Origin of the sequence: Frigidibacter sp. MR17.24 (genome assembly GCF_037095655.1) — a bacterium.
In the GTDB taxonomy this organism is placed as follows: domain Bacteria; phylum Pseudomonadota; class Alphaproteobacteria; order Rhodobacterales; family Rhodobacteraceae; genus Frigidibacter.
In genome coordinates, this window is record NZ_JBAWKE010000002.1 from 22,191 (window position 1) to 36,407 (window position 14,217).

Consider the following 14,217-nt stretch of genomic DNA (forward strand, 5'->3'; position numbering starts at 1 on the left):
CGACGCTCCGGCAGCGCCCCCTGCTCCCGCCCCCCCACACCCTGCCACCATGCCGCGCACCAGCCGCTCTGGCCCTTCCCGCCCCCCTCGGCTAGGCTCCGCCCGAAGCGCGAAGGAGAGCCCATGGCCGAGCAGAAGATCGAGGATCCCGAGCGCGAGGACGAGGATTACGCGCTTGATGCCGAGCTGGTCGGCGAGATCCTCGAGGCCGTCGACGAACGCGACGCGGCCCGGCTCGAGGCGCTGACCGACCCGCTGCATGCCGCCGACATCGCCGACCTTCTCGAGCAGATCGGCCCGAACGAGCGGCGCGATCTGCTGCAGATCTGGCCCAAGGGCATCGACGGCGAGGTGCTGTCCGAGATCGACGAGTCGATCCGCGAGGAGGTGATCGAGCATCTCCCGCGCGAACAGCTGGCCGAGGCGGTGCGCGACCTCGAATCCGACGATGTCGTCGACCTGATCCAGGACCTCGAGGAGCCGCAGCAGGAGATCATCCTCGCCGCGCTCGAGGAAGGCGACCGCGCGGCGATCGAGCAGTCGCTGACCTATCCCGAATATTCCGCCGGCCGCCTGATGCAGCGCGAGGTGGTGACCGCGCCCGAGCACTGGACCGTGGGCGAGGCGATCGACTCGCTGCGCACCGCCGAATGGCTGCCCGAGCAGTTCTACCACGTCGTCCTCGTCGATCCGCGCCAGCATCCCGTGGGCCATGCGACGCTGGGCAAGATCCTCGCCTCGCGGCGCGACATGGCGCTGCGCGACATCCTCGAAGAGGGCTTCCGCACCTTCCACGTGCTGCAGGAGGAAGGCGACGTCGCCTATGCCTTCAACCAGTACCACCTGATCTCGGCCCCGGTGGTGGACGACGACGACCGGCTGGTCGGCGTGATCACCATCGACGACGCGATGAACGTGCTGGACGAGGAACACGAGGAGGACGTGCTGCGCATGGCCGGCGTGGGCGAGGAAAGCTCGATCTCGGACGGCGTGCGCGAGACGATCCGCCAGCGCACGCCCTGGCTGATCATCAACCTCGTCACCGCCAACCTCTCGGCCTTCGTGATCTCGCAGTTCTCGGGCACGATCGAGGCGATCGTGGCGCTGGCCGCGCTGATGCCGATCGTGGCCTCGATGGGCGGCAACGCGGGCACGCAGTCGCTCGCGGTCGCGGTGCGGGCGCTGGCCACGCGCAACCTCACCCGGTCGAACGCGGGGCGGGTCGTGCGGCGCGAGGCGATGGTGGGCGCGGTCAACGGCGCGCTGTTCGCCGTGATCATGGGCGCGGTCGGCTGGCTGGTGTTCGGCATGCCGCTTCTGGGCCTGGTGATCGCGATCGCGATGGTGGTGAACCTGATCGTGGCCGCGCTCGCGGGCGTGCTGATCCCGCTCGCGCTCGACTGGTTCGACCTCGACCCGGCGCTGGCCTCGGGCACGTTCGTGACCACGATGACCGACGTGGTGGGCTTCCTGTCCTTCCTGGGACTGGCGACGGTGATCCTGCTGTGACCGACCTGATCGAGGCCAAGGCCGCCACCCGCCGCGCCGCCTTCGCCGCCCGCAAGGCCGCCCATGCCGCCGCCGCGGGCGAACCGGCCGAACGGGCCTGCGCGCGGCTTTATTCCGTGCTCGCGCCCTGCGCGGGACAGGTCGCGGCGGGCTACATGCCGATCCGCACCGAGATCGACCCCCGCCCCGCCATGGCCGCCCATCTCGCGCGCGGGGCCGGCACCCGGGTCGCGGTGCCGGTGATCGAGGGCGAGGGGCGGCCGTTGCTGTTTCGCGACTGGCGGCCCGAGGTGGCGATGGTGCCCGGCGATTTCGGCGCGCTGATCCCCGAGACCGGCGACTGGCTGCTGCCGACGGTGCTGATCGTGCCGATGCTTGCCTTCGACTGGCGCGGCTACAGGTTGGGCTATGGCGGCGGCTTCTACGACCGCACGCTCGAGGGCCTGCGCGCGCGGATGCCGGTGATCGCCATCGGCTTCGCCTATGCCGCGCAGGAGGTCGAGGAGGTGCCGGTCGAGGCGACCGACCAGCCGCTCGACCTGATCGTGACCGAGGCCGGGGTGATCCGCCCCGGCGGCTGAACGGGGGGATGAAGATGCGCGCGACCGCGATCCTGGAAACGGTGCTGTACGCCGCGGACCTCGACGCGATGGAGCGGTTCTACACCGGCGTCTTCGGGCTCGAGCGGGTGCAGAAGGTGCCGGGGCGGCTGGTGTTCCTGCGCTGCGGCGCGCAGATGCTGCTGATCTTCGACCCCGAGGTCTCGGCCCGGCCCGATCCGCGCATTCAGATCCCCCGCCACGGCGCGACCGGCGCCGGCCACCTGTGCTTCGCCGCCGCGGACGAGGCCGCGATCGAGGCCTGGCGCGCTCACCTGGCCGGCCACGGGGTCGCGATCGAACTCGACCACCGCTGGCCCGGGGGCGCACGGTCGATCTATTGCCGCGACCCGGCCGGGACCTCGGTCGAAGTCGGGATGCCGGCGATGTGGGGGCTCGCGCCCCCACCCGAAGACATCACTTCTTGACGATGCGCCCGTCGGTATAGGGCGTGTAGGGCTGGTTCGCCGCCAGGTACTCGGCGGTGACGTCGGCAAGGTCGGGGCCGAAGTCGTAGGCGTTCATGCCCTCGGCCGCGAAGACCTTGTAGCCGTCGCCGCCGTTGCGGACGTAGTTGTTGGTCACCACGCCATAGGTCGCCTCGGGGTCGATCGGCACCCACTGCCCGTCCTTCTCGACCATGACGTCCGACACCCGCTCGCCCACCGGCTTCGAGATGTCGAAGGCATAGTGCAGCCCCGCGACCTGGGCGAAGCGGCCAGCGGCATCCTCGTACTGGCTCACGCCGTTCTCCAGCGCCGCGACGATGGTCGAGCCCTTGGCCTGGAAGGTCGAGAGCGTGTTCTGGAACGGCAGCACCGTCAGCACGTCGCCCATCGTCACGTCCCCCGCCCCGATCGAGGCGCGCATGCCGCCACCGTTCGCGAACGAGATGGTGATGCCCTGGTCCTTCACCCGCGCCAGCTGCGCGTCGGCGATCAGGTTGCCCATCGAGCATTCGACCGCGCGGCAGCTTTCGCGCGCGCCGTCGATGTCGGCCTCGGTCGCGGCGACGACCTTGGCCTTCAGCGCGTCGATCGGGCCCGCCAGCTCGGCGATGCGCGCGGTCATCGCGGGATCGGGCTCGACCGAGGCGTCCAGCAGGATCGGCTCGCCCTCGGCCTTGATCAGCTTGCCCGCGTCGTCGAAGGTCAGGATCGTGTGGCCGAGATACTTGGAATAGGCATAGGCCGTGCTGATCGGCACCTCGGTGCCCGAGGGTCCGGCGACCATGGTCGGGAACGGACCTGCGGCCTTCTCGTCGGTGTTGGACAGCAGCGTGTGCGAATGCCCGCCGATGATCGCGTCGATGCCTTCGGCCGCGGCCGCGATCGCCTGGTCCTTGGTATAGCCGACATGGGTCAGCGCGATGATCTTGGTCACCCCCTCGGCCTCGAGCGCGGCGGCATCGGCCGCGAGGCTGTCGGCCTCGTTCTGGAACACGACGTCGGGCCCCGGCGACGAGGTCTCGGGCGTGTCGACCGCCAGCGCCGAGATGATGCCGATCTTCTCGCCGCCGACCTCGAGCACGACGTGGTCCTTCACCTTGTCCTTCAGCTGCGCCGACGAGGTCAGGTCGAGGTTGCCCGAGATCACCGGGAAGCTGACGTTGTCGAGCAGCTGCAGCGTGCCCTCGGGGCCGTCGTCGAATTCGTGGTTCCCCAGCGCCATCGCGTCGAAGCCGATGTCGGTCATCAGCTCGGCCACCAGCTCGCCCTTGTAGGTCGAATAGAACAGCGACCCCTGGTACTGGTCGCCCGCGTCCAGCACGATGACGTTCTGCCCCGCCCCGGTCAGCTCGCCGCGCAGCTTGTCGATCTCGGTCTTCACGCGGGCGATGCCGCCGAAGCATTCGCCCTTGGTCTCGCCCTCGGCGTCGCAGGTCGAATCGTACTTGTTGATCGACTGGATCCGGCTGTGCAGATCGTTGATGTGCAGCACGTGCAGCGTGTAGTCGGCATGGGCCGTGCCGGCGCTCAGCGCGAGCGCCGCGGCCGAGGCGAGAAGCCGGGTCTGCATCGGGGGTCCTCCTGTCGGATCAGTGTCATCTGGCCGTTACATTGGCGGGGCGGTCGCCGCCCTGTCAAAGGCCTTGGCCCGCCCATCCTTGCGTCAACCGGTGACGCCGGCATGACACCGCCTGCGATCCGGGCAACGGGCGGTGCGGGCGCCCATTGACGCCGCGGGCGCGTTGCGGGCATGTGTCGCCCATGCTGGTCTTCAAGATCCTTCGCCGGTCCGAATGGGACCAGTTCCGCGCCGACGGCGCGACCGCGGGCGCCCCGGTCGACCTTGCCGACGGCTATATCCACTTCTCGACCGCCGCGCAGGTGACCGAGACGGCGGCGAAGCATTTCGCCACCGAAAGCGACCTCGTGCTGGTCGCGGTCTCGGCCGACATGCTGGGCGACGCGCTGAAGTGGGAAGCCTCGCGCGGCGGACAGCTGTTCCCGCATCTCTACCGGTCGCTGACCATGGCCGACGTGGTCTGGGACAAGTCGCTGCCGCTGGGCGCGACCGGCCACATCTTCCCCGAGGGCCTTCTGTGACCACGCTTTACGAACGCCTCGGCATGGCCGCGCTCCACCGGCTCGACCCCGAGACCGCGCATGACCTCGCGCTGAAGGCGCTGGCCGCGGGGCTCGTGCCGCTGCCCGGCCTCGTGACCTCGGACCGGCTCGCGACCAGCGTCGCGGGCCTGGCGCTTGCCAACCCGGTGGGCCTTGCCGCGGGCTTCGACAAGAACGCCAGGGCGATCCCGCAGCTGGCCCGCGCCGGCTTCGGCTTCGTCGAGGTCGGCGCCGCCACCCCGCGCCCGCAGCCGGGCAACCCCAAGCCGCGGCTGTTCCGCCTGACCGAGGACCGCGGCGTCATCAACCGCTTCGGCTTCAACAACGAGGGGATGGAGGCGATCGCCACCCGCCTGGCCCGCGACGCGGGCCGCGCGCAGGTGCCGGTCGGGCTGAACCTCGGGGCGAACAAGGACTCGGCCGACCGCTCGGGCGATTTCGCCACCGTCCTTGCCCGCGTCGCGCCGCACGTGGCCTTCGCCACCGTCAACGTCTCGTCGCCCAACACCGAGAAGCTGCGCGACCTGCAGGGCCGCGCCGCGCTGAGCGCGCTGCTGAACCGGGTGATGGAGACGCGCGCGGGCCTGGCCCGGCCGCTGCCGGTGTTTCTCAAGATCGCGCCGGACCTGACCGGCGACGAGGTCGAGGAGATCGCCGAGGTCGCCGTCGCGACCGGCGTCGACGCGATCATCGCCACCAACACGACGCTGGCGCGCGACGGTCTGACATCCGCGCACCGGGGCGAGGCCGGCGGGCTTTCCGGGGCGCCGCTGTTCGAAAAGTCCACCCGGCTGCTGGCGCGGCTGTCGGTCGCGCTCGACGGTCGGCTGCCGGTGATCGGCGTCGGCGGCATCGCGACCGCCGACCAGGCCTATGAGAAGCTGCGCGCGGGCGCCTCGGCGGTGCAGATGTATTCGGCGCTGGTCTTCGGCGGGCTCTCGGTCGCGGCAGGGGTGGTGCGCGGCCTCGACGCGCGGCTCGCGCGCGAGGGGCGCACCGTGGCCGAGGTCACCGGCACCGGCCGCGGCGACTGGCTCTAGGCCGCGGCGGCCTCGCCCGAAACCACCGCGCGTTCCAGCCGCGGGTACAGCACCGCGAGCGTCAGGCCGCGCATCAGGTTCATCGCCAGCAGCGCGGCCCAGATCCCGTGGCTGCCGAAGCTGCCCACCAGCAGCGGCATCAGCGCGAAATAGCCTGCGATCGCCACGATCATCGCATTGCGCATCTCGCGCGTGCGCGTGGCGCCGATGTAGATCCCGTCGAGCATCCAGCACGCGAGGCTCAGCACCGGCAGGAGCCCCATCCACCACAGGTGCGCCGCCGCCTCGGCCCGGACCGCGGGCGCGGTGGTCATCAGCGCGATCAGCGCCTCGCCCCAGCCCAGGAACAGCACCGTCAGCCCCAGCGCCCCGGCAAGGCCCCAGAGGCTGGTCACCACCCCCGCCCGGCGCAGCAGCGGACGCGAGCGCGCGCCCACCGCCTGCCCCACCAGCGCCTCGGCCGCGAAGGCGAAGCCGTCCAGCGCATAGGCCGTGATTTCCAGGAACTGCAGCAGCACCTGGTTCGCGGCCAGCGTCACGTCCCCTGCCCGCGCGCCCAGGAACAGGAAGGTCAGGAACCCCAGCTGCAACAGCAGCGAACGGATCATGATGTCGCCGTTGACGCGCAGCACCCGCGCCATCCGCGCCCGGTCGAAGATCCGCGCCCAGCCGGCCGACAGCCCCAGCCGCAGCGCGTCGCGGCACAGCCACAGCCCAAGGCCCAGTCCCGCCCATTCCGCGATCAGCGTCGCCGCCGCCACCCCGGGCACCCCCCAGCCGAAGCCCGGCACGAAGGCGAGGTCCAGCGCGATGTTGACGCCGTTCATCAGCAGCTGCAGCGCCAGCACCCCGCGCGTGCGCTCGGCCGCGATCAGGTAGCCCGTCAGCGCATAGAGCGTGATCGCCGCCGGCGCCCCCCACAGCCGCAGGCCCAGGTACTGCCGGGCCAGCGCCTCGACCTCGTCCGAAGCGGGCGAGAGCGACAGCCCGCCCGCGATCAGCAGCGGCTGCAGCAGCGCGACGGCCGCGCCGGCCGCAAGGCCGATGATCACCGCGCGCGCGAGGTGGCGCGCGGCGGCGCCGGCATCGCCGCGACCCAGCTCCTGCGCGACGAGGCCGGTGGTGCCCATGCGCAGAAAGCTCAGCACCGCATAGAGCGCGGCAAGGATCACCGCGCCCAGCCCCACCGCCCCGATCGGCGCCGCGGTGCCGATGCGACCGACGACGGCGGTGTCGACGGCGCCGAGGATCGGCACCGTGGCGTTCGAGATCACGATCGGCAGCGCGATCGCCAGCACCCGGCGGTGGGTGACGGCGCGCGGCAGGGGGAAGGAGGTCACGCGCGCTCCGGGATCAGCTGTCGGGCATCAGGAAATGGCCGGTGCCCTGCGCGAACAGCCGCGCGCGGTTGTCCTGCCAGGCCTCGACATGCACGCTGGCATAGCGCCGCCCCGAGCGGTTGACCCGCGCCCGCGCATAAGCGTCGCGCGGCAGGCCCGAGCGCAGGTAGTCGACGGTGAAGTCGATCGTCTTGGGCAGCCGCGGCAGGGTCTCGGCCCCGACGCCGCCGGCGGCCTCGATCTCCTCCCACATCAGCGACCAGGCCAGCTCGACGATGGCGGTGCTTTCCAGGAAGGCCGCGGTGACGCCGCCGTGGATCGCGGGCAGCATCGGGTTGCCGATCAGCTTCTCGTCGAAGGGCAGGATCGCCGTCAGCTCGTCGCCGCGGCGATCGAAGCGGATGCCAAGGAACTGCATGTAGGGCACGCCGCCCACCAGCCGCGCCAGCGCCGCGTCGCGCCGCGCCTTGACCACCTGCACCGGTTCGGGGGCCTTGCGGGTCATGCCGTGCCCTCCCCCGTGCCGGCCGTGCCCGCCGGGGCGGCCGCGGCGGTGAAGGCGCCGGTCGCCGCCGCCACGGGTCCCGTGGGGTCGTCGTCGGTGGCGGTCGCGCGGACGAAGGCGACCGAGCGGGTGACGTGGTGGCAGAGCGCCTCGGCCCGGATCCGCTGGCCGGGGCGCGCGCCGCGCATGTACTCGATGCGCAGGTCCAGCGTCGCGGTCACCTGGGTCACCGCCGGATGCGCCATCACCGCCGCCCCGCAGCAGGTGTCCATCAGCGCCGAGACCGCACCGCCGTGGATCACCCCCGTCGCCGGATCGCCCACCAGCTCGGGCGCCCAGGGCATCGACAGCACGGCGCGACCCGCGCCGATCTCGTCGATCCGCATCCCCAGCGCCCGGGCATGCGGGATCGCGGCGATGAACCGCTCTGCCATCGCCAGTCTCTCGGTATCGTCCATCTTCCGACCTTTCGTCGCGGCCCGCGGCCTGGCCGCGCCGGCGCGTGGCGACCTTGTCGCCCGCCGCCGGGCCGTGCGCAAGCCCGTCGCCCCCAAGGTCGCATCCGGGACGCCCCCGGGTCGCGTGCGGACAGACTCGGCCCTGGCAGGGGAACGACGGCGGGGCCGCGCGCGGGCCACGTCCAAAATGCCCCCGAACGGCGCCGCGGCCGCGCGAGACGGTTGGAAATCGCTTTACCCTGCTTTAGCCTCCGCCGCGGGAGGAACGACACGATGGCCGACACACGTCTGAGCTTCAAGGAAATGTGCGCTCGCTTCGAAGTGACGCCGCGGACCTTGAGATACTACGAATACATCGAGCTTCTGCGACCGGACCGCGAGGGACGCGCCCGGTTCTACGGCCCGCGCGAGATCGCGCGCATGACGCTGATCATGCGCGGGCGGCGCTTCGGCTTCCAGCTCGAGGAGCTGCGCAAGTGGCTGCTGCTCTACGATCAGAAGGGCAAGACCGACCAGTATCGGGTCTGGGTCGAGATGGCCGACCGCCAGCTTGACGTGCTGCTCGCGCAGCGCGCCGAGCTTGACCGCTCGATCGCCGACCTGCGCGAGCTGCGCGACCAGACGGCGGCCAGCCTCGGGCTCGAGGCGCCGTCTGCCGAGCCGGGCGCCGATCCCGGCGCAGGGACCGGCACCGCGGGCTAGGCCCGGCCGCGCGACACCCGCGGCGAATCGACTGATTGACCAGCCGGTCAGACTTCTGCGACCAACCGGCGCGGCCCGGGCGATGCCCCAGCCCGTTGCGCGCCGGTTGCCGCGCTTTTCCGGAAATTGCCAGCCGGCCGAGGGCAGCTTTGCGTTGCTTTCGCCGCGCCGAAAGTGACGTCGCGTCAACCTGACCGTAACGTCAACTTTCCTTGCCAGCCTGACGCGAAATCTTCATCCCGCCCGCTTCATGGAGAGAAATGTGTCGGGACCAACCGATATGACCGATAAGATGATGACCATCCGCGAGATGTGCGACACCTACGAGGTGACCCCGCGCACCCTGCGGTTCTACGAGGCCAAGGAGCTTCTGTTCCCGGTGCGCGAGGGGCAGAAACGGCTGTTCACCAAGCAGTGCCGGGCGCGCATGACGCTGATCCAGCGGGGGAAACGCTACGGCATCAGCCTTGAAGACATCCGCCAGCTGCTCGATCTTTACGAAAGCCCGGACGGCGCGCGTCGCCAGCTTGCCCGGTCGATCGAGGTGGCGCGGGACCGGCTTGCCGAGCTGCGCCGCCAGCAGGAGGAGCTGACCACGACCATCGGCGCCCTGATCACCGAGATCGGTTGGGGCGAAGAGGAACTGCAGCGCAGGGCGCCCCAGACCGCCGCCTGACCGCGGCCCGGCCGGGACCTCCGCGCGCCAAGGCGAATGGAGGTCCCGCAATGCCGGGTTACGCAGCACCGCTTTCGACGATCCGCCTGACCCTGCGGGCCGTCACCCCGCCCGGCACCCTGCCCGACGACGCGACGCTCGACGCGATCCTCGACGGCGCCGGGCGCCTCGCGACCGATGTCCTCGCCCCCCTCGACGCGGTCGGTGACCGCCAGGGCTGCCGGCTCGAGAACGGCATCGTGCGCACCCCCGACGGCTTCCGCGACGGCTTCGCCGCGCTGCGCGACGGCGGCTGGTGCGCGCTCGACTGCGCCGAGGCCGATGGCGGCGCGGGCCTGCCCTATGTCGTGCACACCGCGGTCGGCGAGATCTTCGTCTCGGCCAACATGGCGCTGCAGATGTACGCGGGCCTCACCCATGGCGCCTATTCCGCCATCGCCGCCCACGGCACCGCGGCGCAAAAGGCGCTGTACCTGCCCCGGCTCGCCAATTGCGAGTGGACCGGCACGATGAACCTGACCGAGCCGCAGGCCGGCACCGATCTCGGGCTGATCCGCACCCGGGCGGAACCGGCCGGGGACGGCAGCTTCCGCCTGACCGGGCAGAAGATCTTCATCTCGGCCGGCGAACACGATCTGGCCGACAACATCGTCCACCTCGTCCTCGCCCGCGCGCCGGGCGGCGAGGAGGGCACGCGCGGCATCTCGATGTTCCTCGTGCCGAAGCTTCTGCCCGACGCCGAGGGGCGCCCCGGCGCGCGCAACGCCGTGCAGTGCCTGAAGGTCGAAGAGAAGATGGGCATCCACGGCAACGCCACCTGCGTCATGGCCTATGACGGCGCCACCGGCTGGCTGATCGGCGAGATGCACAAGGGCATGAAGGCCATGTTCACGATGATGAACGAGGCGCGGCTCGGCGTCGGCCTGCAGGGCTATGCCGTGGCCGAGGCGGCGCAGCAGAAGGCCGCCGCCTACGCGGCCGAGCGGCTGCAGGGCCGCTCGCCCGGCAGCGCCGGCACCGGCCCGGCCGACGCGATCGTCACCCATCCCGACGTGCGCCGGATGCTGATGGACGGGCGCGCCTTCCTCGACGGCGCGCGGGCGCTGACCTACTGGGGCGCCGGACTGATCGACGCCGCCCGCGCGGGCGATGCCGCGGCCGAGGCGATGGTCTCGCTGCTGACCCCGGTCATCAAGGGCTTCCTCACCGATGGCGGCTTCGCCACCGCCGTCACCGCCCAGCAGGTCTTCGGCGGCCACGGCTACATCGAAGAGACCGGGATCGCGCGCCATGTCCGCGACGCGCGGATCGCGATGATCTACGAGGGGGCGAACGGCATCCAGGCGCTCGACCTCGTCGGGCGCAAGCTCGGCCAGGACGGCGGCCGCGCGATCATGGCCTTCTTCGCCGAGGTGAAGGCCGAGATCGCGGCCGCCACCGACCCCGCGCTCGCCCCGCTCGCGCAGGCGCTCAAGTCCGGCTCCAAGGACCTGCAGGCCGGCGCGATGCATTTCGCCGAGCACGGGCTGAAGGCACCGCACGAGGCGCTGGCCGGCGCGACCGATTTCCTGCACCTCTTCGGCCATGTCGCGCTGGGGCTGATGCACTTGCGGCTGGCGAAGGCCGCGCTCTCCGATCCGGCCGAGCGCGAGACGCGGCTCGTCATCGCCGGGCACTGGGCCGCGCGCCACCTGCCCGCGACGGCGCTGCACCTGGCGCGGATCCGCGCCGGGGCGGCGACGGTGGTGGCACTTCCGCCCGAGGCGCTCTAGGGTCGGGCCAGCCCCAACGCCGGTCCGAACGGAGGTTTCCCGATGCCCAAGCGCCTGCGCCTCACCCGCCGGATCCCGGTCGCCCTGACCGAGGACGCCTGGCGCCGTCTCAAGGCCTTCGCCGCCGAGGCCGAGATCACCACCGACGAGGCGCTGGTCTTCCTGTTCGAGAATTTCGGCTCGGTCACGCGCGAGGACAACCTCGGCCACCGCCTGCGCCTGTTCAAGGCCGAGCTTGAGGCGCGAAAGGCCTGACGGCCAACGAAAAAATCGCTCCGACCCAAAGTCGGCACACACATACACGCGAGGAGCACTGGCAAAAAAAATGCAACATCCTCGGGTCGGAGCAGATCTCCTCTTCAAGGCCGCACTGTGGGGAAAACGACCTTAACCGGAAATTTGCCCGCAAAAGTTAACAAAACATTAACGAAAGATTAAGATCAGCGGGCGAGGGTCACGGGGCCGAAACCCGCCGGCACGACGGGCCCGGACCCGGGGATCCGCGACATCCTGACGCAAGGTCAGGCTGGCGATCGCCGGGCGCCGGGCTTTCCTAGACGGACCCGGCGCCGGCCCCCGTTACCCCCCGGCGCAGGCCCAGATGCGGCCCCGCGGGGCCACCACACCGACCGGAGGCACGATGACCGCAACCCTTCACTGCTTCGGCGAAAGCGGCAATGCCTACAAGGCGGCGCTGACCATGGAACTCGCGGGCTACGACTGGCAGCCGCAATGGGTCGACTTCTTCCACGGCGCCTCGCGCAGCGCCGACTTCCGCGCCCTGAACGAGATGGGCGAGGCGCCGGTGTTCATCGAGGACGGGCTGACCCTCACCCAGTCCTGCGTGATCCAGCTGCACGTGGCCGAAAAGACCGGCCGGTTCCTCGACGGCGACCGCGCCGAGATCCTGCGCTGGATGTTCTGGGATGCGCAGAAGGGCTCGGGCCAGCAGGGCAGCCTGCGCTTCCTGATGAACTTCCTGCCCGCGGACAAGCGCCCGCAAGAGGCGATCGGCTGGCTGTCGGGCCGGGTACAGGCCGCGCTGTCGGTGCTCGAGGCGCATCTGGCGGGCCGCGACTGGATGGTGGGCGAGGCCCCCACCCTCGCCGACCTCGCCTGCTGCGGCTATCTCTACTATCCCGAGCCCTGGGGCTTCGACCGCAAGGCGATGCCCGCGATCGACGCCTGGCTCGACCGCATCGCCGGCCTGCCGGGCTGGAAGCACCCCTATGACCTGATGCCCGGCAACCCCTCGGACCGCGCCTGATACCGCCCCACCCGGAGGCTTCATGACCGACGCCCTGATCTACGACGCCCTGCGCAGCCCGCGCGGCCGCGGCCGCCCCGACGGGGCGCTGCACGAAGTCACCTCGGTCGCGCTCTCGGCGCAGATGCTCGACGCGGTCGCCGACCGCAACGGGCTGTCGGGCCCGGTGATCGAGGACGTGATCTGGGGCAACGCGACCCAGGTCGGCGAACAGGGCGGCTGCCTCGCGCGCTCGGCCGTGCTGATGTCGGGGCTCGACCAGGGCATCCCGGGGCTGTCGGTCAACCGCTTCTGCGCTTCGGGGCTCGAGGCGGTGATGCTGGCCGCGAACCAGGTCCGCGCCGGCTGCGGCGAGGCCTACATCGCCGGCGGGGTCGAGATGATGAGCCGCGTGCCCATGGCCTCGGACGGGGCCGCGATCGCGGTCGACCCGCGGCTGGCGATGAAGGCGGGCTTCGTGCCGCAGGGGATCTCGGCCGACCTGATCGCGACCGAGTTCGGCTTTTCCCGCACCGACTGCGACGCGCTCGCCGTCGAAAGCCAGGCCCGGGCCGCCGCGGCGCAGGCCGCGGGGCGGTTCGACCGCGGGCTGGTCACGGTGCGCGACCGCAACGGCCTGCCGATCCTCGCGCAGGACGAGGCCCTGCGGCCGGGCACCGACATGCAGGCGCTCGGCGCGCTCAAGCCCGCCTTCCGCGAGATGGGCGAGGTGATGCCCGGCTTCGACAAGGTCGCGCTGATGCGCTACCCGCATCTGGAACGGATCGAGCATGTCCACCATGCCGGCAATTCCTCGGGCATCGTCGACGGCGCCGCGGCGGTGCTGGTCGGCTCGCCCGGCTTCGGGGCCGCCCGCGGGCTGACGCCCCGCGCCCGGATCCGCGCCGCCGCCCGGGTCGGGACCGAACCCACGATCATGCTCACCGGCCCCGTGCCCGCGACACGCAAGGTGCTGGCGGCGGCGGGCATGGACATCGCCGACATCGACCTTTTCGAGGTGAACGAGGCGTTCTCGGCGGTGGTCCTGCGCTTCCTGCAGGCCTTCGACGTCGCCCCCGACCGCGTCAACGTCAACGGCGGCGCGATCGCGCTCGGCCATCCGCTGGGGGCGACCGGGGCGATGCTTCTGGGCACGCTGGTCGACGAACTCGAGGCCCGCGGCCTCGGCACCGGGCTCGTGACGCTCTGCGTCGCCTCGGGCATGGGCGTGGCGATGGTGGTGGAGCGGCTCTGATGGCGCGCAGGCTCGATCTCTCCGCCCTGCCCCGCCGCACCGGCTCGGGCTATCCGGCACCGTTCCGCGACCGCGTCGCCGGCCGCTCGTCGCTGCGCCTCGGTGCGGCGGGCGGGCTCACGCAGTTCGGCGTCAACCTGATCCGGCTCGAGCCCGGCGCGCTCTCCTCGGTCCGGCACTGGCACGAGCGCGAGGACGAGTTCCTCTGGGTGACCGAGGGCACGCTGGTGATGATCACCGAGGACGGCGAAGAGACCCTTGGCCCCGGCGATTGCGTGGCCTTCCCCGCCGGCCGCGCCGACGGCCACCACCTGCACAACCGCGGCCCGCTGCCCGCGAGCGTGCTCGTGGTCGGCAGCGCGATCGCGGGCGAGGTCGTGCACTATCCCGACGACGACCTGCTGATGATCAACGCGGACGGCGAGAACCGCTATCACCACCGCGACGGCACGCCCTGGGACCCGGCGCCCTAGGCAGGATTTCGAACCTTCCGGCGGGTGCCGCACGGCAGTTGGCGCCCGGGACTTGCACAAACACGACGATAC

At 71.3% G+C, this 14,217-nt stretch carries 16 protein-coding genes; 12 read left to right on the forward strand and 4 right to left on the reverse strand.

Annotation, left to right across the window (positions count from 1 at the left end; all coding sequences use genetic code 11):
* Positions 1–123: 123 nt before the first annotated feature.
* From mgtE to V8J39_RS07320, 3 genes are read left to right on the forward strand one after another with little or no spacing between them, the layout of a single operon-like run.
* Entirely contained in the window at positions 124–1,509 is a 1,386-nt protein-coding gene (gene mgtE, locus V8J39_RS07310) for a magnesium transporter (RefSeq protein WP_336460237.1), read from the forward strand.
* Positions 1,506–2,090, forward strand: a complete 585-nt coding sequence (locus V8J39_RS07315) for a 5-formyltetrahydrofolate cyclo-ligase (RefSeq protein ID WP_336460238.1) — start codon at positions 1,506–1,508, stop codon at positions 2,088–2,090. Before mgtE ends, V8J39_RS07315 begins: the two co-directional genes overlap by 4 nt.
* Positions 2,091–2,104: 14 nt before the next feature.
* Positions 2,105–2,536, forward strand: a complete 432-nt coding sequence (locus tag V8J39_RS07320) for a VOC family protein (RefSeq protein ID WP_336460239.1) — start codon at positions 2,105–2,107, stop codon at positions 2,534–2,536.
* On the opposite strand, the gene V8J39_RS07325 is transcribed toward V8J39_RS07320, so the two are convergent.
* Positions 2,526–4,127 (reverse strand): bifunctional metallophosphatase/5'-nucleotidase, encoded by a 1,602-nt coding sequence (locus V8J39_RS07325; RefSeq protein ID WP_336460240.1) that lies wholly within the window; start codon positions 4,125–4,127, stop codon positions 2,526–2,528. The genes V8J39_RS07320 and V8J39_RS07325 overlap by 11 nt on opposite strands.
* A 191-nt stretch (positions 4,128–4,318) precedes the next feature.
* Here V8J39_RS07325 and V8J39_RS07330 point away from each other — a divergent pair, with 191 nt between their 5' ends.
* Both V8J39_RS07330 and V8J39_RS07335 read left to right on the forward strand, forming a co-directional pair.
* Entirely contained in the window at positions 4,319–4,657 is a 339-nt protein-coding gene (locus V8J39_RS07330) for a DUF952 domain-containing protein (protein WP_336460241.1), read from the forward strand.
* Positions 4,654–5,718, forward strand: a complete 1,065-nt coding sequence (locus V8J39_RS07335) for a quinone-dependent dihydroorotate dehydrogenase (protein ID WP_336460242.1) — start codon at positions 4,654–4,656, stop codon at positions 5,716–5,718. The genes V8J39_RS07330 and V8J39_RS07335 overlap by 4 nt, the downstream gene beginning before the upstream one ends.
* On the opposite strand, the gene V8J39_RS07340 is transcribed toward V8J39_RS07335, so the two are convergent.
* From V8J39_RS07340 to V8J39_RS07350, 3 genes are read right to left on the reverse strand one after another with little or no spacing between them, the layout of a single operon-like run.
* A complete protein-coding gene (locus tag V8J39_RS07340) occupies positions 5,715–7,058 on the reverse strand; it encodes an MATE family efflux transporter (protein ID WP_336460243.1) in 1,344 nt (447 codons plus the stop codon). The genes V8J39_RS07335 and V8J39_RS07340 overlap by 4 nt on opposite strands.
* A 13-nt stretch (positions 7,059–7,071) precedes the next feature.
* Positions 7,072–7,563, reverse strand: a complete 492-nt coding sequence (locus V8J39_RS07345) for a PaaI family thioesterase (protein ID WP_336460244.1) — start codon at positions 7,561–7,563, stop codon at positions 7,072–7,074.
* The gene (locus V8J39_RS07350) at positions 7,560–8,021 is read right to left on the reverse strand and encodes a PaaI family thioesterase (protein ID WP_336460245.1); all 462 of its coding nucleotides are present in this window, start codon (positions 8,019–8,021) and stop codon (positions 7,560–7,562) included. Before V8J39_RS07350 ends, V8J39_RS07345 begins: the two co-directional genes overlap by 4 nt.
* A 273-nt stretch (positions 8,022–8,294) precedes the next feature.
* On the opposite strand from V8J39_RS07350, the gene V8J39_RS07355 reads away from it, so the two are divergent.
* The 7 genes from V8J39_RS07355 (at position 8,295) to V8J39_RS07385 (ending at position 14,145) form a co-directional block, all read left to right on the forward strand.
* A complete protein-coding gene (locus V8J39_RS07355) occupies positions 8,295–8,723 on the forward strand; it encodes a MerR family transcriptional regulator (RefSeq protein WP_336460246.1) in 429 nt (142 codons plus the stop codon).
* Positions 8,724–9,003: 280 nt separating this feature from the next.
* A complete protein-coding gene (locus V8J39_RS07360; RefSeq protein ID WP_336460247.1) occupies positions 9,004–9,399 on the forward strand; it encodes a MerR family transcriptional regulator in 396 nt (131 codons plus the stop codon).
* A gap of 50 nt (positions 9,400–9,449) precedes the next feature.
* Positions 9,450–11,171, forward strand: a complete 1,722-nt coding sequence (locus V8J39_RS07365) for an acyl-CoA dehydrogenase (protein WP_336460248.1) — start codon at positions 9,450–9,452, stop codon at positions 11,169–11,171.
* A 42-nt stretch (positions 11,172–11,213) separates the two neighbouring features.
* Positions 11,214–11,426, forward strand: coding sequence for a hypothetical protein (locus V8J39_RS07370; protein WP_336460249.1), 213 nt, complete (start codon positions 11,214–11,216; stop codon positions 11,424–11,426).
* A gap of 385 nt (positions 11,427–11,811) precedes the next feature.
* Positions 11,812–12,438: a glutathione S-transferase family protein gene (locus tag V8J39_RS07375; protein ID WP_336460250.1), complete on the forward strand. Its 627-nt coding sequence runs from the start codon at positions 11,812–11,814 to the stop codon at positions 12,436–12,438.
* Positions 12,439–12,460: 22 nt separating this feature from the next.
* Positions 12,461–13,672 carry an acetyl-CoA C-acetyltransferase gene (locus tag V8J39_RS07380; protein WP_336460251.1) on the forward strand — a complete coding sequence of 404 codons (1,212 nt, stop codon included), beginning with the start codon at positions 12,461–12,463 and terminating at the stop codon, positions 13,670–13,672.
* Positions 13,672–14,145 carry a cupin domain-containing protein gene (locus V8J39_RS07385; protein WP_336460252.1) on the forward strand — a complete coding sequence of 158 codons (474 nt, stop codon included), beginning with the start codon at positions 13,672–13,674 and terminating at the stop codon, positions 14,143–14,145. Before V8J39_RS07380 ends, V8J39_RS07385 begins: the two co-directional genes overlap by 1 nt.
* Positions 14,146–14,217 lie beyond the last annotated feature (72 nt).